Source organism: Levilactobacillus suantsaii, from assembly GCF_004115745.1.
Taxonomy (GTDB): domain Bacteria; phylum Bacillota; class Bacilli; order Lactobacillales; family Lactobacillaceae; genus Levilactobacillus; species Levilactobacillus suantsaii.
On the sequence record NZ_QXIL01000004.1, the window covers coordinates 1 to 20,729 of the forward strand.

18 protein-coding genes, 1 pseudogene and 1 CRISPR repeat array are annotated in these 20,729 nt (G+C 52.8%); of the genes and pseudogenes, 7 read left to right on the top strand and 12 right to left on the bottom strand.

The genetic code is table 11. From position 1 onward, the window contains the following. A pseudogene (locus DXH47_RS02905) lies at positions 1-105 on the top strand (IS30 family transposase); the annotation flags it as partial. Here DXH47_RS02905 and DXH47_RS02910 read toward each other — a convergent pair. The 7 genes from DXH47_RS02910 to DXH47_RS02940 all read right to left on the bottom strand — a co-directional run bounded on the left by DXH47_RS02910 (position 102) and on the right by DXH47_RS02940 (position 8,844). Continuing rightward, complete coding sequence (locus tag DXH47_RS02910; protein ID WP_129031587.1) at positions 102-416, bottom strand: CRISPR-associated endonuclease Cas9 REC1/REC2 domain-containing protein; 315 nt, start codon at positions 414-416, stop codon at positions 102-104. The pseudogene DXH47_RS02905 and the gene DXH47_RS02910 overlap by 4 nt on opposite strands. Before the next feature lie 8 nt (positions 417-424). Then, complete coding sequence (gene cas9 / locus DXH47_RS02915; RefSeq protein WP_170954936.1) at positions 425-1,087, bottom strand: type II CRISPR RNA-guided endonuclease Cas9; 663 nt, start codon at positions 1,085-1,087, stop codon at positions 425-427. Between the two features lie 312 nt (positions 1,088-1,399). Further along, positions 1,400-1,700: direct repeats of the CRISPR family, unit length 36 nt; unit sequence GGTTTTGACCTTATAGATTTACCATGCATCTGAAGC. A 431-nt stretch (positions 1,701-2,131) separates the two neighbouring features. Continuing rightward, positions 2,132-3,187, bottom strand: a complete 1,056-nt coding sequence (locus DXH47_RS02920; protein ID WP_129031589.1) for a zinc-dependent alcohol dehydrogenase family protein — start codon at positions 3,185-3,187, stop codon at positions 2,132-2,134. Positions 3,188-3,402: 215 nt separating this feature from the next. Beyond that, complete coding sequence (locus DXH47_RS02925; protein ID WP_129031590.1) at positions 3,403-4,146, bottom strand: DnaD domain-containing protein; 744 nt, start codon at positions 4,144-4,146, stop codon at positions 3,403-3,405. An 88-nt stretch (positions 4,147-4,234) separates the two neighbouring features. Further along, a complete protein-coding gene (locus DXH47_RS02930; RefSeq protein WP_129031591.1) occupies positions 4,235-5,416 on the bottom strand; it encodes a pyridoxal phosphate-dependent aminotransferase in 1,182 nt (393 codons plus the stop codon). Positions 5,417-5,441: 25 nt separating this feature from the next. Further along, positions 5,442-5,948 (bottom strand): cell wall elongation regulator TseB-like domain-containing protein, encoded by a 507-nt coding sequence (locus DXH47_RS02935; RefSeq protein WP_129031592.1) that lies wholly within the window; start codon positions 5,946-5,948, stop codon positions 5,442-5,444. A 58-nt stretch (positions 5,949-6,006) separates the two neighbouring features. Beyond that, entirely contained in the window at positions 6,007-8,844 is a 2,838-nt protein-coding gene (locus DXH47_RS02940) for a helicase C-terminal domain-containing protein (protein ID WP_129031593.1), read from the bottom strand. A 267-nt stretch (positions 8,845-9,111) separates the two neighbouring features. Between DXH47_RS02940 and mvk the strand changes: the two genes are divergently transcribed. The 4 genes from mvk to fni all read left to right on the top strand — a co-directional run bounded on the left by mvk (position 9,112) and on the right by fni (position 13,226). After that, the gene (gene mvk, locus DXH47_RS02945; RefSeq protein WP_129031594.1) at positions 9,112-10,041 is read left to right on the top strand and encodes a mevalonate kinase; all 930 of its coding nucleotides are present in this window, start codon (positions 9,112-9,114) and stop codon (positions 10,039-10,041) included. Further along, the gene (mvaD, locus tag DXH47_RS02950; protein WP_129031595.1) at positions 10,038-11,012 is read left to right on the top strand and encodes a diphosphomevalonate decarboxylase; all 975 of its coding nucleotides are present in this window, start codon (positions 10,038-10,040) and stop codon (positions 11,010-11,012) included. Before mvk ends, mvaD begins: the two co-directional genes overlap by 4 nt. Before the next feature lie 86 nt (positions 11,013-11,098). Beyond that, on the top strand, positions 11,099-12,172 hold the full coding sequence (locus DXH47_RS02955; protein ID WP_129031596.1) for a phosphomevalonate kinase: 1,074 nt from the start codon (positions 11,099-11,101) through the stop codon (positions 12,170-12,172). Positions 12,173-12,182: 10 nt separating this feature from the next. After that, positions 12,183-13,226 carry a type 2 isopentenyl-diphosphate Delta-isomerase gene (gene fni / locus DXH47_RS02960; protein WP_129031597.1) on the top strand — a complete coding sequence of 348 codons (1,044 nt, stop codon included), beginning with the start codon at positions 12,183-12,185 and terminating at the stop codon, positions 13,224-13,226. A 173-nt stretch (positions 13,227-13,399) separates the two neighbouring features. Here the strand turns inward: fni and DXH47_RS11610 are convergent, their stop codons facing one another. Together DXH47_RS11610 and DXH47_RS02965 are read right to left on the bottom strand one after the other, a co-directional pair. Next, positions 13,400-13,549 carry a hypothetical protein gene (locus tag DXH47_RS11610; protein ID WP_170954937.1) on the bottom strand — a complete coding sequence of 50 codons (150 nt, stop codon included), beginning with the start codon at positions 13,547-13,549 and terminating at the stop codon, positions 13,400-13,402. A 193-nt stretch (positions 13,550-13,742) separates the two neighbouring features. Beyond that, positions 13,743-15,113, bottom strand: coding sequence for an RsmF rRNA methyltransferase first C-terminal domain-containing protein (locus DXH47_RS02965; RefSeq protein WP_129031598.1), 1,371 nt, complete (start codon positions 15,111-15,113; stop codon positions 13,743-13,745). 188 nt (positions 15,114-15,301) lie between these two features. On the opposite strand from DXH47_RS02965, the gene DXH47_RS02970 reads away from it, so the two are divergent. Then, positions 15,302-16,120, top strand: a complete 819-nt coding sequence (locus DXH47_RS02970) for a Cof-type HAD-IIB family hydrolase (protein ID WP_129031599.1) — start codon at positions 15,302-15,304, stop codon at positions 16,118-16,120. A 92-nt stretch (positions 16,121-16,212) separates the two neighbouring features. Here DXH47_RS02970 and glpK read toward each other — a convergent pair whose 3' ends face one another. The 3 genes from glpK to DXH47_RS02985 form a co-directional block, all read right to left on the bottom strand. Then, positions 16,213-17,715, bottom strand: coding sequence for a glycerol kinase GlpK (gene glpK / locus DXH47_RS02975; protein ID WP_129031600.1), 1,503 nt, complete (start codon positions 17,713-17,715; stop codon positions 16,213-16,215). A gap of 177 nt (positions 17,716-17,892) precedes the next feature. After that, complete coding sequence (locus DXH47_RS02980; protein ID WP_020090404.1) at positions 17,893-18,081, bottom strand: 2-hydroxymuconate tautomerase; 189 nt, start codon at positions 18,079-18,081, stop codon at positions 17,893-17,895. Positions 18,082-18,147: 66 nt separating this feature from the next. Then, positions 18,148-19,044, bottom strand: a complete 897-nt coding sequence (locus DXH47_RS02985) for a YitT family protein (protein ID WP_129031601.1) — start codon at positions 19,042-19,044, stop codon at positions 18,148-18,150. Between the two features lie 268 nt (positions 19,045-19,312). On the opposite strand from DXH47_RS02985, the gene DXH47_RS02990 reads away from it, so the two are divergent. Next, positions 19,313-20,728 carry a C69 family dipeptidase gene (locus DXH47_RS02990; protein ID WP_129031602.1) on the top strand — a complete coding sequence of 472 codons (1,416 nt, stop codon included), beginning with the start codon at positions 19,313-19,315 and terminating at the stop codon, positions 20,726-20,728. Position 20,729 lies beyond the last annotated feature (1 nt).

Below are 20,729 nucleotides of genomic sequence, written 5' to 3' on the forward strand. Positions count from 1 at the left end.
ACGACTGATGAGATCCTAGCAGCACTTGAACTAATTAATCAACGACCATTAAAAATACATCATCAACAGACTGCCATTGAAAGATTCCGGGCTTGTTCGGATTAAACTTGTAATTTGCCGATTTCATAAGTCTTGACCATTTGCCCGGAAAACGTCTGTCCATCTGGAATAATGATTGTCAGTTGCAGTGCTGCATATAATTTTGCCAGTAAGTCTATAAACTGTACTTGTTCGTCTGACAACAATGCTGTCATATCTTCTTGGTGGTCTTCAAGACTGTCTAGACTAAACGTTAATGTTTTAATATCTGTAGCATCCTGGATACCCACAAGTAACCCTACTTGGGCTTTTAATCCTAAAATTGCCTTGGTGAAAGCCGTATAAAATTTTTTCCATTGAGAATCACCATTCGCCATCAATTGTTTTACACCGCTTTTTGACGGTCATTCCGCGACTGACTAGTATCAGTCAATAGAGTCACTAATTCATCCCAATTTAATGAAGGTAACTGGATTGGTTCATCTATAAAAAGAATTGCTAATTGAGCATTCAACGTTTCAAAATAAGTTTCTAGTTTTAACTCGCCAGGTTTAAAATCTTTGGCAGTCCCACTGGACAAAAAGTTCCCTCGATATTTCACGATATGATGAATTGCTAAGTAGATTTCACGTAAATCAAATTGCCTTTTATTGGTCATCAATGCTTGCCGCAAGTGGTAAATCGTTGGATATTGTTGATAAAAATCTTGATCCGAACGATTATCTAAAAGATGATATGGACTAGCAAAGTACTTGTCCTGCGGTGATAAACTGGATAGTTTCTGACGTGCAAAAAAATTTTTGTCAATTGCTGAAATTGGAGCATCAAATAGTTCGCGCAATAACCGTAGCCGCCATCTCCGACGACTCAATCGCCGTCGAGTTGTCCGAAAAGTTCGTCGTTCCTCAGCTGTTTGTCCTTCATGAAACAACCGGACACCTAATCCCGTTTGGCCTTTGACACGAATTAAATGACCAGATTCATCCACAACGGACCAACCAATGGAACTCGTTCCAATATCTAACCCGATTCCGTACTTTTTTCCCATTATAATTGCCCCTTTTACCCGATTTAAAATCTCCATATCAGCTACTGATTATAGTTTAGCGCGCCCCATTTCAATCTGTCTAGAACTATTTTATTTTAGCTGTTAAATTTGAACAATAATAATTACACTTGTATCTTAATTTCCGCAACTTTCTTAACTAGAAACTCCCTTTAAATTTTTAGATTATCAAAAAATGGCTTTAATAATCCGACCAAATGCCGACTACTAAAGCCATTTTTAACCATACTGAACATTTCTAAGTAAATTTACCATGCATCCAAAAATCATAACTACTGAATCATTCCACATCGGTGGTTTGATCTTACTGATTCACCATGCATCTGAAGCTCCGAGCTAAACATAAAGCCCATGTCTGTGGGTTTTGACCTTATAGATTTACCATGCATCTGAAGCAAGACACAAAGATACCTGTCCCATCTAGTCGGTTTTGACCTTATAGATTTACCATGCATCTGAAGCGAGACGTGGGTCATGGTCGCGACCGGGTCAGGTTTTGACCTTATAGATTTACCATGCATCTGAAGCGAAACGTGGGTCATAGTCGCCACGGGGTCGGGGTTTTGACCTTATAGATTTACCATGCATCTGAAGCCATCATATACTCATCAAAATATCATTTAAAGTAAACCATCATAGTATCAAGTATAACAAATGGCGTAATAACGCCATTTGTTGAAACGGTTTCTATTAATTTATGAGAACTTGATGTCAACCGCTAGTAAACCTATCCTCGTCATCATCCTCCTCAATATTCTCAATTAAGGGACCTGTGGACAATGACTATTGGGGATCAAGATAACTTTCTTTGACTACTTAATTCCATACGCTTTTTTATTAACACCTTTAGTGTACCATACAGCTTGTGTAGTCATATTCAATTTCATCTACTATTTTCTAAATTTAACGTCTTAAAACTGTTCCCTTGAATCTTTCAAGAAGAAATTTCCACAACATTATAGACTTCTCATAACAAAAAAGAGTCAAAAAACCAAAATATGATTTTTTGACCCCACCTTACATTATCTAGTTATTCGTCGCTCTACTCACCACCAGCAACGACTTAATCGCTTTCCGCTGGTCCATCGCTTCATAGGCCTTCTGAATCTCATCCAAACTAAAGCGTTGCGTGAACACTTTCCCAGGATGAATCTCGCCATCCAACACGGCCTTGAGTAAGGTCTGCCGGTCATCCGTGGTCACCGCGGCGATACCGCCCCGTAACCCGATGTTCTTCCAGAATAGGTTGTTGGTGTTCATGTCCGCTTTTTGCGGTACACCGACCCGGCCTACAATCGCGCCCGGACGGCCGACCTTGACCGCCGTGTCGACGGATTGCTCCGTGCCGACACATTCCAGCACCGCATCAGCGCCGGCACCGTCAGTTAAGGCCATGACCGCTTTGACCGCGTCATCGCCCCGTTCCGGAACCACGTCCGTTGCACCAAATTCCTTAGCCAGTGCCTGGCGGTCGGCGTGACGACTCATCGCAATGATCCGCTTAGCGCCCAACAACTTGGCCGCAATCACACCACACAAGCCTACAGCGCCGTCGCCCATCACGACGATGGTATCATCTTGGTGCACTTCGGCGCTCGTTGCAGCGTGGTAACCGGTGGCCATCACGTCAGACAACGTCAACAAGTCGTTCAACTGGTCATCCGTGTAATCACCAGGTTGCCCCGGTACCTTGACCAAAGCCCAGGCCGCGTTACGAAAACGGAGGTATTCACCCTGGTAACCCACGATTTCACCGTCGGATTCCGCATTCAAACAATCCCCATCAAAACCCGCCAGGCAAGCGGCACAGTGGCCACAGCCGTGGGTGAAGGGGGCAATTACGAAGTCGCCGGGTTGCACATCTTTGACGGCTGAGCCCACCTTTTCGACGATACCGATCGCTTCGTGGCCCGCGGGACTATTATGCGGCCGGTCACTGATGCCCCGGTACCACCATAAGTCAGACCCACAGACGCAAGCCCGCACAATCTTTAACACGGCGTCCGTTGGTTCCTTGATCTCCGGCATCGGCCGGTCTTCGACGGTCATCTCACCGGGTTTCACAAATACTGCTGTTTTCATAAGTTGTTGCCTCCTAATCAAGTCATGGGTGCTGGTCTTCATCCCCGCTAGTTTATCAAATAAACCGTTTGCAAGCGACAAACATGACTCCCCGCAACCACGTGCGGGCCGTTAACCCGCCACAAATTCTAGCTTACCCCCTTCCACCTACTCGAAGGCAACTAAAAAACGCCGCGCACCTTTTCCGGGTACACGACGCCAATCACCGATTGTCACTAGTCATCGGTCAATTTATAAATTTTAAAGTCAAAATGCGGTTGACTGGGCTGGTTAGGTTCGTTGGTCTTAGTGTTCCGCCGGGGCGCTTGCTTCTCACGTTCGCGCTGGACCTGTGCCGCACTGGTCAAATGTTTCTTCTCCCAGTTCAGCAGGATACGGTCCATGTACTTCAGGCTGTACGCCTGGTTCAAGACGGCCTCACGTAAGGCCAACTGGACCAATTCTGGACGGTAATGGTCCTCATCGAGCCACTGACTGACGGTCTCCATCTCAATGGGAGACAAAGTCCGCCCAAATTCAGTCTCAATCTGATTAAAGACCGTTGCCCGTGAAGAAGCCGCGGGGGCCGCCGGTTGTTGGTCCGCACTGGTCGTCGCCGCACTAGTCGGGGTTACCGTGGGAGATGACTGGTCTGGCACTTGACTCAACTTTTCATCTAACAGTTGAAAGTCATAACGGTCCACCTTGCGTCCCTGGTCATTGGTCACCGTGTTGATGGTCATCAGCTTTTGGGCGATCATCTCGTGCAAGACCTCGAAGACCCGCTTGGTGTCCCAGCCTAGGTTGCGGGCCAAGACGTCACTTTCGGGCAGGTAGTCACCCCGGTCCAACCAGCGCTTCAATTGGAGGTAGACCAATAGTTGGTCCGTGGTCATCCCCACCTCTTGGAAATGGTCAATCAAAAAGTTGGCCACACTGGTCTGACCCGCCTGCATATAGCGTCGTGTAAACTCATCCATGAATAGTCCTCCCATCACGGGCAAACGGCCGGACCTCTCTGAGCGCCCGACCGTTTGTCCATTTTCATTCAAATTCGTTTTGAAACGTTTAAGCTTCCATAAACGTCTTTAGCCGCGCCATCGCCGTCAGCAATTGGTCGCGATCCGCCGCGTAACTTAAGCGGATATGGTGCGGTAAGCCAAACGCTTCACCCGACACCACCGCCACGTGGGCCTCGTCGAGCACGCGACCCACGAATTCACTAGCTGTCGCGCAGTGTTTCTTCGTCATGGCCGCGCTCACGTCGGGGAACAGGTAGAACGCCCCGGCCGGCTTAGTGGCCAGTTTAAACCCGGGCAATGCTGTTAGCAAGGGGTAAATCAAATCCAACCGTTCCTGGAAACTGGCATTCATGGTTGCCACCGATTGTTGGTCACCGGTCAAGGCGTTCAATGCCGCGTACCGGCTGACCGCCGCGGGGTTTCCGGTCATGTGAGACAAGACCTTACCCAAGGCCGCGGTAACGACCTTAGGCCCAATCACCCAGCCGATACGCCAACCGGTCATTGCGTAAGTCTTCGAGACCCCGTTGATGACGATAGTATGGTCGGTAATGGCATCGCTCAACGTCAACATAGACGGTTCTGGGGCCGGCCGGTCGTAGACCAAGTCCCTGTAAATCTCATCGGAGACGATCCAAAGGTCATGCGCCACCGCCCAGTCACCAATCGCCTTTAATTCCGCGGGCGTGTAGACCACCCCCGACGGATTTTGTGGCGAATTCAAGACCAGAGCTTTGGTGTTAGCCGTCACGGCCCCTGCTAATTGTTCGGGTGTCACCTTGAGGTCGGCCGTGGGTGCAACTTCGAGGACGTTCCCGCCGGCTAAGCGCACCTGTTCGGCGTAACTGACCCAGTACGGGGCCGGTAACAACACGTCATCACCGGGATCGAGCAGGACCTGAAACAGCGCGTACAGTGCCATTTTGGCCCCGGTAGTCACGACCACTTGGTCGGTCGTCACCATGACGTTTTGCGTGGCCTGCAAGTGGTCAGCCACGGCTTGACGCAAGGGTGCGATTCCCGTGGTGGCGGTGTAACCATCGACTTTGTCGGCCTGGATAGCTTGATTAGCGGCCGCTTTAATGGGCGCCGGTGTTTGGAAATCGGGTTGACCGACCCCCAAGTTGATGACATCCACTCCACTGGCGGCCAAAGCTTTGGCGCGTTGGGATGCTTGTAAGGTGGCCGAGGGTTGCACGGCTCTAGCACGTTGAGCTAACTGTTTCATAGGTAACCTCCTCAGATTCTAAACCTTAAAGATTCGAAATTTGTTGTAACACTTTACCATTACTATATTGTAACGTCAGGTAACACAACTTACCACTCTTACTTAGGTAGCTGATTTGCCAAGCAGGTTTGCCGTTAAACAAGCTGAGTGCCGCCGACAAAACCTTCTTGGGGTTGCGTTGCCAAACACGCTTCAACGCCACGTTGCGTGACATGCCGTCTTTTTTCTTGAGCACCGTCACGTCGGCTTTACTGGACTTTGGCACGATGGCGTAAACCGACTGTTTAGCCTTGTTTTGCCCGGCGACCGTGTAGTAGGTCGTGTCAAGATTGGTCCAGTAGAAGTGCGTCGTTTTGGTCAAATGGCCCTTTTGGCGGGCGACCTTTTCGGCGTGCGTCTGGGCCTGGTTAAACGGATCGGTCGCTCGGTGGATTAAGTAACCCCCACCCAAAAGCAACACGAGAATCACCACCAAGACCCCGATTAACACCCAATGCCGGGGTCGCCGGCGCCGTTGGTACTGTTGTCTCATCAATTTGTCCGTACTCCCTTATTCACTTAGATTCAATCATTTTCAATTATATCAAATTTCAAGCGGGGTCGACCGAGTCTGGGGAATCCTTTTCAAAAAATTTAACCAGTGCCTGGGTCAACTCGCCGACATCTCCCGTGACCGGCGTCAAATCTTTGGGTAAGGCGCGTAAAATACTCTTACCGTACTGCCGCTCCACTAGTCGTTGGTCCAAGATGACCACGGCCCCACGGTCTTGCGGCGTCCGAATCAAGCGACCGACCCCCTGGCGCAGGCGTAACGTAGCTGCGGGCAAGGCGGCGTTATAAAACGGGTTCTTCCCCGCCGCTTCCAATCGCGCGTAGTTGGCCTTGACAAAGACCCGGTCAGGCGACTCGAACGGCAGGCGCGTGACAATCAGGAGCTCCAACTGGTCTGCCGGTAAATCAATACCCTCCCAGAAGCTAGCCGCCCCCAAGAGAATCGAGTCATGGCCGGTCACGAAACGTTTGGTCATCCGTTCCCGACTGCCACTGATACCTTGGGCTAAGATCTCGCGGCGGGCGAATTCTGGTTGGTGGATCAGTTGGTCGTAGACCTGCTCGATGACATTTAAGGAATTGAACAGGATCAGTGTCTGCTTATGCACGGCACCAGCCAACTGGGTCAGTGCCGTGGTCAAATAGGTCACGTAATCTGCCGGTGCCACCCGCGTCAGGTTCGGCCCCGAATCGGCCAACAGGAGTTGGGCCTGCGTGGCGTAGTCGAAACTACTACGCATCCGGTGGGTCACCGTGTCCTCGCGGTCGAGGTCAAACTGATCCAACACGTACTGCGAACGGCCAGAGGAAAACAACGTCGCTCCGGTGAGTAAGACCGGTTGAAAGGCCGCATAGATCTGCTGACGCAAAAAACCCTGCGTCGCCAGTAAGCCACTAGCCAGTTCCAAACTCCCCCGGTCACCCACGTGGTTGATGGTGACCCAAAACAAGCTGCTGGCATCTTGTTCCGTCGCTTCCTGAAAGATACCGAGCAGTCGTTGCAACAGCTCATCGACCAAGTGGACGCGGGTATCGAGTTGTTCGAAGAGGTAGCGTTGAGAAGCCACGAAGCGTTCGTGTTCTTGGTCGAAGCGCTGACGAATAACGCCTAATTGGACTAATAGTTGGGTGTCCCCATTTTTAATCTGGGTCAACGCTGTGTGGAGTTGCTGTCCGTTATGGGCCAAGTCGTCGGCGCTGACTAGCTCTTCGATGGTAGTGTTCTGCGCGTTACCACGTTTAGCCGCCAAAAAGTTCAAGAAGAGCTGATTGACCACGGTGACCAGTGCCTTTTCGACCCGTTCACTACTGTGCAACAAGTGCGTCAGCGTCGCTTGTGTCTCCTGGTCGGCGGCGAACAGCGTCAGCAAGCTAGGCCCCATCTCCCGGCTGATATCGCGCTGGATGTGGTGTAATTCGTTGATGATTTTGGCAAATTTGACCCGCCGTCGTCGTTGCCGCAGCGTACTATCCGGCAGGTGTTGGGCTTCATCGATGACCAGGTACGGGCGGTCAAGTTGGTGACCTAAGTCGGCCGCATGCTCACTTAGATAGGCGTGGTTGACGATGACGAACTGGGCCTGACTGAGTTGTTGATCCCGTCGCCGTAAGAAGTCATCATCATAGAACGGGTTGTCTTCAGTGACCGTGCCTTCGTGGACGATCTCTTGAAAGTACGGGGCGCGATACGTTGCCAGGTGCAACTCATCAAGATCACCAGTAGTGGTCATGGTCAACCAGACCAACAACCGTAGCTTCAACAATTGGGTTTGCTTGGAGCTTTCGTTCAACGCGAGCGTTCCAGCGAAACGCTGTAAGTCCAGGTAGTGGCGACTGCCCTTAACTATTGTGGCGTTGATGGGAAACGGCACAATCTGCCGTAATAATGGAAGCGTTTGTTCCATTAATTGTTCCTGCAAGAGCGTCGTGGCCGTACTGATGACTACTGGCCGGCCAGTCTGGCCCAAATAGGCCATGGGAAGCGTGTACCCCAGACTCTTCCCGATTCCCGTGGGGGCTTCGACCACCATTTGTTTGACCGGGTGCTGGTCAGCATGGGCGTAGTTATTATAGATGTAATTCATCATCTTCGCCTGTTCCGGACGCCATTCCAAGTTTTGGGGCATCAGCTTTTGCTTCTGCTTTTTGGTCTTGGGATATTTAGTCGGAGCCGTTAGTGGTGTTGGCACCGCCGGTTCAGCCCGCCGTAAGGCCAGACCGTTCTTCACGTATAGGTAGTCCGGTAATTTCCGTGGTTGCTGCGTATTCAGCGCTAACGCCACGCGAAAAAGCGTCGCGGTCTGCCGCGGTAGACTGGCGTTTAAGGCAATCATCTGGTGTAAGGTCACCAGCGGCAACGCCCGTAAGCGCCGGAAAAGAAAAATAAAAAGTTCCGCGGTCGCGCTGGCATCACTATCCGCCGAATGCGGGCTGTCGTGTTCGATGTTAAACAGACCACTCAAGTCCCGCAACCGAAAGCTAGCCGCCGTCGGTAAGAGAATCTGACTCAACGAGACCGTGTCGAGGGCTTCAATGTCTAGTTCCGGATACCCGACCCGGGCAAGTTCGGCGTTGACGAACGGCAAGTCGAAGTTGACGTTGTGCGCCACGAAGACCGTATCCGTCAAGAGACTGTAAAGGGTCCCGGCCACATCATCGAACAACGGTGCGTGTCGGACCCGCTGGTTGCTGATCCCCGTTAACCGGGAAATGGCTGCCGGAATCTCGCGGAGTGGATTCACGTCAGTCGTAAAGTGGTTGATAATTTGATTATGCTGGACGAAGACACACCCAATTTGGATGATGCGATCGCCATCTTGCACACTGGTACCGGTCGTTTCGATATCAACGACCGCGTAGACCGTGTCTTGATCCATGTCTGCTCACCAATTTCTGCACAAATGCGATTATAACTGGCACTATGATACACCACTTCACCCCCGAGCGCTACGCTTCACTTCGACGTATTTTGCGGCAATTTTCGTCCATATTGGCGCCAAATCTTATAGAAAACGTTAATTTTTCGCTCATTTCGGAATTTTGACGGGCAAAACTAGCGCAATAACTAGCAGTAGAGTATGATATTCTGGTAGATAAATTCAGATAGAAAGCGAGCGATTAGTTTGTCTCGAACGGGCACCGGCATGAGTCATGCCAAAATAATTCTTATCGGGGATCACAGTGTGGTCTATGGTCAACCGGCCATCGCCCTCCCACTCCCCTCGGTAAATACGCACGTCGTGATGACCTCGATTCCGAGTGGACAGACCTTGTCCAGTCGGTACTTTGACGGGCCCATCGCTCAGTTGAATCACCATTTAGCCGGCGTCGTGGCTTTGATCACCGCCCTTTTAGACCGGTTCCACGGTCATGACGTCCCGTTTCACATGGCTATCACAAGCGACTTGCCGGCCGAACGGGGCATGGGTTCCTCAGCCGCCGTCGCGGTGGCCATCACCCGGGCGATGTACGCTTTTTTTGACCGCCCGTTGGCCCGTGAAACCCTGTTAGCGACCGCTGGTATCGCCGAAAAGGTCACCCACGGCCATCCCAGTGGTATCGATGCAGCGACTGCCAGCTCGGCCACACCGATTTGGCTTTTGCCCCACCAGATAATCACCCAGATTCCGTTCAACCTTGAAGGGTACCTGGTCATCGCCGATAGCGGTGTTAAAGGCCAGACGGGTCAAGCGGTCGCCGCTGTGGCCCGCCGCAAGACCGTTTTTCCCCAAGCGACGACCCAGCAACTCGAAACATTGGGGCAACTGACTTACGCGGCCCGCGACGCCCTCAAGACGGGCGCCATTACCAAGCTCGGCCAACTTTTGAACCAGGGGCAAGCCCAACTCGCCAGTTTGGGCGTCAGCTCACCGGAACTCGACCGCTTGATTCAGGTCGCGTTGCAAGCCGGCGCGTTAGGCGCTAAACTGACCGGGGGCGGCATGGGCGGTTGTCTTATCGCCCTGTGTGACTCCGCAGCAAGTGCTCAGCGCGTCAAAGATGCCGTGTTAGCCGCTGGCGCCACCGCCACCTGGACCGAAGCGTTTCACCACTCAAAGGAGGCGTCCAAATGACGACAGCCGTCACGGCTCGCGCCCACACCAACATTGCTCTGGTCAAGTACTGGGGGAAAGCGGACCAACACTTGATTCTGCCGGAGACCAGCAGCTTATCGTTGACCCTCGACCAGTTTTATACGGATACCACGGTGGCCTTCGACCCGGCGTTGAGCGCCGACGAGGTCACCGTTAACCAGCAACGACTGTCCCCAGCGGCCAGCCAAAAGGTCCGGCACCTCTTAGATTTAGTGCGCGCGCAAAGCCGGCAGGACACCTTCGCTCGGGTCACGTCTACGAACCACGTACCCATGGCAGCTGGCTTAGCATCATCGGCCTCGGCCTTTGCGGCCCTGGCTGGCGCGGCTAGTCAAGCAGCGGGGTTGACGCTCAGTCGCCGGGATTTATCACGGCTAGCGCGCCGCGGTTCCGGCTCCGCCACCCGCTCCATTTACGGGGGCTTCGTCGAATGGCACGCTGGTCACAATGATGCTACTTCTTACGCCGAACCTTTGCTGGAACAAGTGACCTGGCCCGTCGCCATCGTTGCGCTAGTCTTGGATCCGCACCAAAAGCGGGTCAGTTCCCGCCAAGGGATGCAAGCCAGCGTGGCCACCTCCCCGTACTACCCAGCTTGGAAACAAGTCGTGGCTCACGATTTAGCGGCCATCAAGCCGGCTATTCTGGACCACGATTTCACTCAGGTCGGTGAGATTCTTGAAAGTAACGCCATGCGCATGCACGCCTTGACGTTAAGCGCCGACCCAGCGTTCAGCTACTTCAATGGCGCCACCTTGACGGCTATGCAGACCGTGCGGGATTTACGTGCCGCGGGCATCGCCTGCTACTACACCTTAGACGCGGGACCGAACCTGAAAGTCTTTTGCCAATCTCAAGACATCGCCGCGATCACGGCACGGTTCACCCATGACTTTGGCCATGACCGCGTCATCGTGGCCCATCCCGGTCCCGGCCTCAGTTGGCTGTGATCGACTATCCAGCAGAATCAACTCAATTACACAATTTTTCATGTTAGTTATTGGCGACTCGTACGTCGCAGAAGGGACCTGATTTTTTGATTTCCGCCCAAGCACCCGGAAAACTCTATATTGCCGGCGAATACGCCGTCGTTGAGCCGGGGTACCCGGCAATTATTGTCGCACTCAACCAGTTCGTAACCGTGACCATCGAAGCGAGCCACGATTACGGTAGCATCGCCTCTAAGCAGTACCAAGAAAATTCCATCTACTGGCAACGCCAGGGAAGCGAACTGGTCTTTGACAACCGGGACAATCCCTTCCACTATATTCTATCGGCGATTCATTTGACCGAGCAGTACGCCCAGTCCTTGGGTAAGCCGTTAGACATGTACCACTTGAACGTGAACAGTGAACTCGATAGCGTCGACGGAAAAAAGTACGGCCTGGGTTCTTCGGCGGCGGTCACCGTCGCCACGGTCAAAGCGCTCTGTCAATTTTATGGCATCCAAATGAGCAAAGACCGCCTCTTCAAACTGGCGGCCATCGCCCACTTAGACGTCCAGGGGAACGGTTCATTAGGCGATATTGCGGCCTCCGTGTACGGCGGTTGGATCGCCTACCGGGCTTTTGACCGCGACTGGTTGGCCTCGGCCCGCCGCGAACTCAGCTTAGCTGAACTGTTGACCATTGATTGGCCGGGACTCGACATCGAACTCTTGACGCCCCCAGCCCCCTTACGCCTCTTGATTGGCTGGACGGGGACCCCGGCTTCCACGTCCCACTTAGTTGACCGCATCGCGTTGTTCAAGGCAACTAAGCGCCAAAGCTATCACGATTTCTTACAGGCCAGCAAGAATTGCCTACACCGCATGATCCAAGGCTTTCACGACGGTGACTTATCCGCCATCCAACGTGAAATCACCAAGAACCGCCAGTTGCTCAACCAATTGGCCCACCTCAGCCACGTCACCATTGAGACCAAGTTGCTCAAGACGATGTGTGATACGGCGGTCAATAGTGGTGGCGCCGCAAAATCTTCCGGTGCCGGGGGCGGTGATTGCGGGATCGTCATCATCAATGCTGCTCAAGACCTGGCTCACCTCCTGCACGATTGGGAACGTCGCGGCATCGAACCATTGAAATTAAACGTCCATCACGTCATCGAATAAGGAGTCCATTATGGAACTGTCACGCCACGCTCACCGTAAAGATGAACACCTCTCACTTGCCGAAAAATTTTACACGTCCCAAGCGACCAGTCAATTTGATCAGCTCCGGTTCGTACACCAAAGTTTCCCGGAGATGGGCGTGGCCGATACGGATCTGACCACGACTTTGGGGCCTTTGACCCTTCCAATCCCCCTCTTAATCGAGGCTATGACCGGTGGCAGTCCCCGGACCGGCCAGGTCAACGCCCAGTTAGGTCGCCTAGCTGCCAGAACCAAAATGGCCGTTGCTAGTGGTTCGCAGAGTATCGCCTTAAAGGATGACCGGGCCATTGCGACTTTTACGCCGTTACGGGAAAACAACCCCGACGGTTTGGTTTTCGCTAACTTGGGTGCCGGCCATACCGTCGCTCAGGCGCAGCGGGTAGTTGACATGTTGGCGGCCGACGCGTTGGAACTCCACGTGAACACCGCTCAGGAACTGATCATGCCTGAAGGCGACCGGGCCTTCCACTGGCTCGATGGCATCGGTGAAACGGTGGCGGCTTTAAACGTCCCGGTCATCGTCAAGGAAGTCGGTTTCGGCATGGCCCGCGAAACGTTGACCCGCCTAGCCGCCGTGGGCGTGCACTACGTCGATCTAGGCGGTCGTGGAGGAACCAATTTTGCGACCATTGAAAATTTCCGCCGACCACAAAAGGACTTGGACTACCTGGCTAATTGGGGCCAAAGCACGGTCGAATCCTTATTGGAAGCCCAAGCAGTTCCTGACTTGACAACGATTGCCACGGGCGGCATCCGTAACCCGTTAGACATCGCCAAGGCGCTAGCTTTAGGGGCCACGGTGGTCGGCAGTGCCGGGCAAGTCCTGCATCACCTGTTGAAAACGGACGAGGACGCCACCGCAAAATTCCTCTTAAACTGGCAGGACGGGCTACGGCGCATCATGACCCTTCTCGGGGCCCGCACCGTGGCTGACCTACGGCAACAACCACTCTTGTTCTCACCCGAACTTGAAAATTACCGGCGTCAACGTCAGTTAAACAACGAACGATAACCAACAAAAACCAGCAAGTCACGTGCCCAAGATTACTGTCCTGGGCATCGCACTTGCTGGTTTTTTAATGGTGATATATTTCATGGACTCGTTGAATCGTTAATGATCACCTGAAGCCGACCGTTATTCTCTGAAAATAACGTCTACCTTCAAGTTGCGACCGATTTGAGGTCCTACCGTCGCCGTTGGAATAAGCTAATCGTCCCTAAGATCAACGTAACGCCCACCATCATCACGACGTTCAAACTTTGAATGACGCCATCACTCAACCGATAAACGCCGTGGATTGCCCGCTGAGTCCCCACACTCAATTGTCGTTTCATTCGCCACTCCTCCTCAATTTTGTTTCCGTGTCACCGGTCCTCATTACCGGTGACCCTTTTTGGCGCACAATGAGAAATAGTATACACGCTTAGAGCGACTCGAAGGCAACCGTTTTGTATCATTTTCGCCTAAAAAACGCTCGCTTCCACCAATCATGGGAGCGAGCGTAACCATTACTTTCATGGGACTAACTTAAGTCAAATCTTCCGGGTAGACCGTGAATCGCAGGCCTTTTGGAAAGAAGTTCTTCACCGTCTTTTGGACGACTTTCCCGAAACCAACCGGTTGCTGGTCACAAGTCAGTAGGTACCAGCCCTTCGCTGGCGCCGTCGTTAACGTTAAGGCATCACCGTGAACCCATTGTTGCCACTGCTCACTGTCGATAGTCAGCGTTTGGGCAACCTGTTGGGGATCGCTGGCCAATGCCAAGGCATAAGCCGGTTCGAACCGGTTCTTCTTGAAAGTCCCGAGATGCAAGCCCGGCCGGAAGACATGCGCACCAGTTAAAGCCGGCAACTGAGCCGGAGTGAGGAACAACTGATCCTTGATAGTGACCAAATCACCCGCGGGGACCGTCCCGAGAACTTGTTGCGCAAAGTCTTGCCAGAGTTTTCGCTGTGCACCGGTCAGAGCCTGCCCCAGCTGGGCTTGGCCGTGAACTCGTTTGGCTTCGGCCGTGGTGGCCCGTTGGAGCTTGGCCACAAAGTGTCCCTCGCCCTTTAATAAGTGCGGGAACAATCGTGCGGCGCGCTTCAAATCTGGATTACCATCGGCCCACTCCGGCCGTGCATCAACCACGCCACCGCTCTTTTCAACGGGAACCAGGGAAAACTCGGGGAAGGTCTTCAAGACCCACGCCATCATCTGTTCGTCTTCTTCCGGGGCAAAGGTGCAGGTCGAATAAATCAGCTGGCCACCAGGTTTGACCATTTTTACGGCCTCGGTCAAAATCTCCCGTTGCCGTGCGGCACATTCTTCGACATACGCCAAGGACCAGTAGTCCATCGCCGCTGGGTCCTTACGAAACATTCCTTCGCCAGAACACGGTGCATCGACCAGCACCTTATCGAAGTAATCTGGAAAAATCGGACTAAGGGTGTCCGGCGAATCGTTTAAGATCAACGCGTTGGCTGTTCCGAACCGTTCGACGTTTTCCGCCAAGACGCGAACCCGCTTCCGGTTGATTTCGTTCGTGACCAGTAAGCCACTACCCTGCAGGTAACTGGCCAGATGCGTAGTCTTGCCACCAGGGGCAGCACAGAGGTCCAAGACCCGTTCGCCCGGTTGGGGTGCCGCTGTAGCACCCACGAACATGGCACTAGGTTCCTGACTGTAAACGGCCCCGCTCTGGTGGGCTAAGCTTCGTCCCTTGACCGTTCCGTAATAACCCCAAGGCGCATAGGGTACCCGGGGTGCCGCCGTCAACTTTGCTGAAAGTTGCCGTTGCGGGTTCACTCGGTAACCCGCCGTCGTCGTTCCCGTCGTCAAACTTGCCAAAAATGCGGGGGCTTCAGTACCTAAAAGGTGCTGATATTTCGTCACAAAATCATCTGGTAAATTCACCGTTATTCTCCCATCTTGTTAGCTACAACTAACTATTTGTATTCTACAAAATACGTTCTTTTTTGGTTTCAACCGTTCCCATTATACCCGTTTCCCCGGTCACACTCTAGTTGAAATAGTCGCAAACTGTTTCATTTTATGTTAGATTAGAAAGACTAGTTATTTCAAAAATGTGAGGTGTTTTGAAAATGGAACGAAAACTTATTGCCATTGATCTGGATGGGACGACGCTCAACAAACAATCCCAAGTCAGTCCCAAAACCAAGGCCGTCTTAACGGCCGCACGCCAGGCGGGACACCTGGTTAGTATCGTGACGGGGCGGCCCAATCGCCTCTCCGCCAATATTTATGACGATTTAAATCTGGACGGCCCGATGATTAACTTCAACGGTAGTCTGGGGCATATCCCCCATCACGAGTGGGCTGGTGAGTACCAGTACACTTTCGACCGGGGCATCGCCTTTGACCTGTTAGCCCACCGCGCCGAACTCGGCATTCAAATGATTGCGGCGGAAGGCAAGCACCTCTTCTTGGCCATGCAGGACCAGCCCCGCCAAATCGGCTTCTTCCCGTCCGTTTTGCAGAGCAATCAAATTCTCAACCAAAAGTCTCTGACCCAAAACCCGACTAGTCTAACGATTGCCGTCGACCGGAGTCATCAAGACCAACTCTTGAGTTATCTACGACACAATTTTAACGACCAAATCGATGCGGCCCCATGGGGTGGCCCCGATTCCGTAGTGGAACTAGGGGCCAAGGGCATTCAAAAAGCCACCGGGGTTGAAGTCTTAGCCCACCATTATCACGTGCAGCGTGCTAACATCATCGCCTTTGGTGACGAACACAACGACCGGGCCATGATCGACTACGCCGGCTGGGGGGTTGCCATGCAAAACGCCACGCCAGCCATCAAGCAATTGGCTAACGACGTCACCGCCGTGGATAACGACCATGACGGACTCGCTAACTATTTGGCAGATTACCTGCACTTAGACGTCGCCGAATAAAAATAATAACCCTTAAACGCAATTTAAAAGTGCCAGCGAAACGACTCCGCTCATAGGAGATGGTTTCACTGGCACTTTTTGCTTAGGTTTAATTAGTTTTGGTGGAATGTTTGGGTCGCGTTGATGGCGGCTTGCCAACCCGCGTAGCACTTTTCGCGTTGGTCGTCCGCCATTTGCGGCACGAATTCGTCTCGTAGCTTGTGCATCTTGCGAATACTATCGATATCGGACCAGAAGCCGACCGCTAGTCCGGCCAAGTAAGCCGCGCCCAGCGCCGTGGTCTCGTTGATGGCCGCCCGCTTGATGGGCGTCTTCAAGATGTCGGCCTGGAACTGCATCAAGAAGTTATTGTTCGCCGCCCCACCGTCAACACTCAAGGACTGCATCGGTAGTTTGGTTTCCTTGGTCATGGTGTCGACCACGTCCCGCGTCTGGTACGCGATGGCTTCTACGGTCGCGCGCACGAACTGTTCGCGCGTGGTGCCCCGGGTCAACCCGAAGACGGCACCGCGCGTTTCTTGATTCCAATACGGCGCTCCGAGACCGGTAAAGGCCGGCACGACATACACGCCGCCGGTGGTCTCAGCATCGACGGCCATTTTTTCCGATTCACTGGCATGGTCGAAGAACCGCATCCCGTCGCGCAGCCACTGGACCGCCGAACCAGCCACGAAAATGGACCCTTCCAGTGCATAGTTAATCTGACCGTCTAAACCATAAGCAATCGTGGTCAGCAACCCGTTGGTCGAAAGCGTCGGTTCCGTCCCAGTGTTCATCATGATGAACGCCCCGGTCCCATAGGTGTTCTTGACCATCCCGCGGTCAAAGGCTGTTTGCCCAAACAAAGCGGCTTGTTGGTCTCCCGCGATCCCCGCAATTGGGACCTGGACTCCGGAGAAGGTATAACCCGCCGTGTACCCATAAATCTCCGATGACGAGCGCACTTCTGGCAACATTGCTGCCGGGATTCCTAACCAATCCAGAATATCCTGGTCCCAACTCAACGTGTGGATATTGAACAACATGGTCCGACTGGCATTGGTATAGTCAGTTGCATGGACCCGCCCGCCCGTCAATTTCCAGAGAATCCAGGTATCAATCGTTCCGAATAACAACTCGCCATTCTTGGCCCGTTCATGAGCGCCATCGACGTGGTCTAAAATCCACTTGATTTTCGTGGCCGAGAAGTACGAGTCCACGACCAAGCCGGTTTTTTGATGAATCTTTTCGGTGTAACCATCGGCCTTCAATTGGTCAGCAATAGCGCTAGTTTGTTTAGATTGCCACACAACGGCATGGTAGATGGGTTCGCCGGTCCGTTTGTCCCAAATCACCGCGGTTTCCCGTTGGTTGGTGATCCCGATGCCCCGCACCTTGTAGGGTTGGACATCAGAATTAATCAGCGCATCCGAAATTACGGATTGGACTGCGTTCCAAATCTCGTTAGCATCGTGTTCCACCCATCCCGGTTGGGGAAAGTACTGATGAAACTCCCGCTGGGCCTGACCCGCGATCTGACCGTTTCGATCAAATAAAATCGCGCGGGTACTGGTCGTCCCTTCGTCAATTGCCATCATGTATTGTTGATCATCCATCGTCAGAATCTCCATTTCATACGTTCATTAACTACGGCTATAAAGAACCGTGCTGTCACAATTGTCTCTAGTATACCGAAAAGTCCGCCATTCGCCAATTAAATTCACAAATAAAACCGCTACCAACGCGATAATCTCGGCATTGATGGCGGTTTATAAGATTTCTTCAACTTTTGGTTACTTTTCGTCGCTCTTTAAGACACCCGCAACGCCGTAACGGTCCGGTTGCATTTCGCGTAAAATGACGTGGACGTGTTCCGCCGGGGCGCCGGTATTCTTAGTGACAGCGCTGGTGACGTCTTGGACCAAGGCCTTCAATTGGGCTTGTGAGCGGCCAGCAATCAAATCGATGTTTACAATTGGCATAAGTTTCGTTCCCTTCTCATTTTAGGATAACTCCTATTATACCGGTTGGTGGGAAACGGAGCAATCTTAATGTTCGTGTTGGCGTTGCTGACGGGCCTTGAGTTGTTCGGTCTCATCGTAAAACTTCCCTTCGATATCCACCGTACTGACCAAGTTGACGAAGGCGTCCGGGTCGGTCTCCTTGACCGCGTGTTCTAAATCGTACAACTCGTAACGTGAGATAACGACCATCAACACGGTACTGGTCTGCCGGCGATACGCGCCCATCGATGGAATCACGGTAATCCCACGAATCAACGTTTGGTAAAGCTGGTCGATGACCGCCGTTGACTGAGTGGTCACGATGAAGGCCGTCAGTTTCTGGTGCCGCGTGTGGATACTGTCGACCACCCGTGACATCGCGTAGATGGAGATGATGGTGTACAACGCACTCTCCCAGCCAAACAGACCGCCCGCCAAGAGGATGATGGCCAAATTGATCAGTAGCATCAGCGTCCCAATCGTCCGTCCAGTCGTTTTTTGCAGGACTACGGCCACGATATCCATTCCCCCGCTCGAAAACCCGAATTTCAACGCGTAAGCCACGCCAACACCGGTTAAAATTCCCCCAAACAATGCCGCCAGTAACGCGTTATGCGCGACCGCCACTACGGGGAAAATCAGCGATAGCCCCGCGGTCAAGCCCGCTACGAAGATGGAATATAGCGTAAAACTTTGCCCCACCTTGACCCAGCCCAACACGCCGATGGGCAAGTTGAACAGGAGGATGAACCAGCCAGTCCCAATCGGTAACCCACTGGCCTGGCTGGCTAATGCCAAGATTTGAGCAATCCCGTTGATGCCCGCACTAAAGATCTTACCTGGAATCAAGAAATCGTTTAACGCGATGGCGTTGACTACGGCTGACCCAATCGCCACCAAAAATTGTTGCGCCTGCCGCTTTAATTCTAATGAATTTCTCATCTGTCTTCTCGCTCCCCCAATGTTTATTCGCACCGCGCGCTTAGTCAGCCGTTAACCGGCAATGGGCCTAAGCCCCGCAAACGGCGGGATAGCCCACCGACTGATTTATTCTTTACGGACGTCACACTATGCGCTAATTGTATAAATATTTACTTTGATGAGAATAATAAATTAATTAATGAGAGTTAACCCCGAAACCACTCATTTTAACCCAAAAATGTTAGAATAAGTACCGTAATTTTATGCAAAAAATGAAAGGAGCGTCGTTATGAATTATTCTGCTTGTACCAGTATTCTTATCGGGGCTAAAGCGTCGTTGGACGGCTCGGTCATGATCGGTCGTAACGAAGACGCTAAGGCCGCTTGGCCCAAGCACTTCGTGGTCCATCCCGCTAAAACAGCGAGTGAACCGGTAAGCTTCACCAGTCCGGACAATGGCTTTACCATGCCGTTACCAGCCCAAGCAGCTAAGTACACGGCCACGCCCGAGTGGACCACCAAGTATGGCGTCTTCGAAGAATCCGGCATCAACGAGTATGGTGTGGCGATGAGCGCCACCGAAAGTACCTACTCCAACGAGCGGGTCCTGGGCTGTGACCCATTAGTCAAAAACGGCATCGCCGAAGAGGCCATGGTCACCGTCGTTCTCCCGTACGTGCACAGTGCACGAGCCGGGGTCAAGCGTCTCGGCCAACTGGTCAGCCATTACGGCACCGCTGAATCGAACGGGATCCTGTTCGCTGACCAACGTGAAGCCTGGTACCTCGAAACGGGTGCTGGCCACTACTGGGTCGCCCAACGGATTCCGGATAACGCCTACGCCGTGGTCGCTAACCAGATGGCCATTCAGGTGGTCGATTTCAACGACCCGGCCAACTTCATCACCGCGCCGCACCTGCAGGAATTCGTGGCTCACAACCACCTCAACCCGCACAACGACCGGTTCAATTGGCGTGAGATCTTTGGGACCCAGGACCAATCGGACCTGTACTACAACACTCCGCGAGTCTGGTACGGCCAGCATGTCTTCACCCCGCAAGTCGCCGCGCAACCGCAATCATTTGACTTACCCTTTATTCAGTACGCGACCAAAAAACTCGGGGTCAACGACGCCCAAGACTACCTCAGCAGTCACTACCAGGGCACCCCGTACGATCCGGTCGGGGCCGGTAGTCCCGCCGACAAGACCCGGTTTCGGCCCGTCAGCCTCGCCAAGACGCAAGAATCACACGTTTTGCAACTGCGGCCAGACCTGGAGCCTGCGTTAGCCGGTATCCACTGGTTAGCTATGGGCGTGGGGGCACAAAGCGTCTACATCCCGTTTTACGCGGGCATCACTCAGACGCCTGCGGCCTACCGTCTCGGCACGGCAACCTATTCACCGGATTCGGCTTACTGGGTCTACAAGCTGGTCAGCGTCTTAAACGACGCCCACTACCACGCAACTCAGGCCCTGGTCAGCGACACGCAAAAACAATTGCGCATCGACCTGCGCCAATTAGTCCAAACGACCGACGCTGTCGCCCAAAAGTTAACTGGCTTGGAATTGGCAACCTATTTAACCACCCAGTCCACTAAGGCCGCCGAATTGGGCCTTAGTCGTTACCGTCAGTTAGCGACGCAACTGATTACCCAGGCCACGGACTTAGGACCCTTGAACTACCACCAAGATTTGAATTTATAAA

What these genes read in the sequence shown, in the direction of transcription:
- DXH47_RS02910 (WP_129031587.1), bottom strand. Translation starts at nt 416, where the DNA reads ATGGCGAATGGTGATTCTCAATGGAAAAAATTTTATACGGCTTTCACC.
- cas9 (WP_170954936.1), bottom strand. Translation starts at nt 1,087, where the DNA reads ATGGGAAAAAAGTACGGAATCGGGTTAGATATTGGAACGAGTTCCATT.
- DXH47_RS02920 (WP_129031589.1), bottom strand. Translation starts at nt 3,187, where the DNA reads ATGAAAACAGCAGTATTTGTGAAACCCGGTGAGATGACCGTCGAAGAC.
- DXH47_RS02925 (WP_129031590.1), bottom strand. Translation starts at nt 4,146, where the DNA reads ATGGATGAGTTTACACGACGCTATATGCAGGCGGGTCAGACCAGTGTG.
- DXH47_RS02930 (WP_129031591.1), bottom strand. Translation starts at nt 5,416, where the DNA reads ATGAAACAGTTAGCTCAACGTGCTAGAGCCGTGCAACCCTCGGCCACC.
- DXH47_RS02935 (WP_129031592.1), bottom strand. Translation starts at nt 5,948, where the DNA reads ATGAGACAACAGTACCAACGGCGCCGGCGACCCCGGCATTGGGTGTTA.
- DXH47_RS02940 (WP_129031593.1), bottom strand. Translation starts at nt 8,844, where the DNA reads ATGGATCAAGACACGGTCTACGCGGTCGTTGATATCGAAACGACCGGT.
- mvk (WP_129031594.1), top strand. Translation starts at nt 9,112, where the DNA reads ATGAGTCATGCCAAAATAATTCTTATCGGGGATCACAGTGTGGTCTAT.
- mvaD (WP_129031595.1), top strand. Translation starts at nt 10,038, where the DNA reads ATGACGACAGCCGTCACGGCTCGCGCCCACACCAACATTGCTCTGGTC.
- fni (WP_129031597.1), top strand. Translation starts at nt 12,183, where the DNA reads ATGGAACTGTCACGCCACGCTCACCGTAAAGATGAACACCTCTCACTT.
- DXH47_RS11610 (WP_170954937.1), bottom strand. Translation starts at nt 13,549, where the DNA reads ATGAAACGACAATTGAGTGTGGGGACTCAGCGGGCAATCCACGGCGTT.
- DXH47_RS02970 (WP_129031599.1), top strand. Translation starts at nt 15,302, where the DNA reads ATGGAACGAAAACTTATTGCCATTGATCTGGATGGGACGACGCTCAAC.
- glpK (WP_129031600.1), bottom strand. Translation starts at nt 17,715, where the DNA reads ATGGATGATCAACAATACATGATGGCAATTGACGAAGGGACGACCAGT.
- DXH47_RS02980 (WP_020090404.1), bottom strand. Translation starts at nt 18,081, where the DNA reads ATGCCAATTGTAAACATCGATTTGATTGCTGGCCGCTCACAAGCCCAA.
- DXH47_RS02985 (WP_129031601.1), bottom strand. Translation starts at nt 19,044, where the DNA reads ATGAGAAATTCATTAGAATTAAAGCGGCAGGCGCAACAATTTTTGGTG.
- DXH47_RS02990 (WP_129031602.1), top strand. Translation starts at nt 19,313, where the DNA reads ATGAATTATTCTGCTTGTACCAGTATTCTTATCGGGGCTAAAGCGTCG.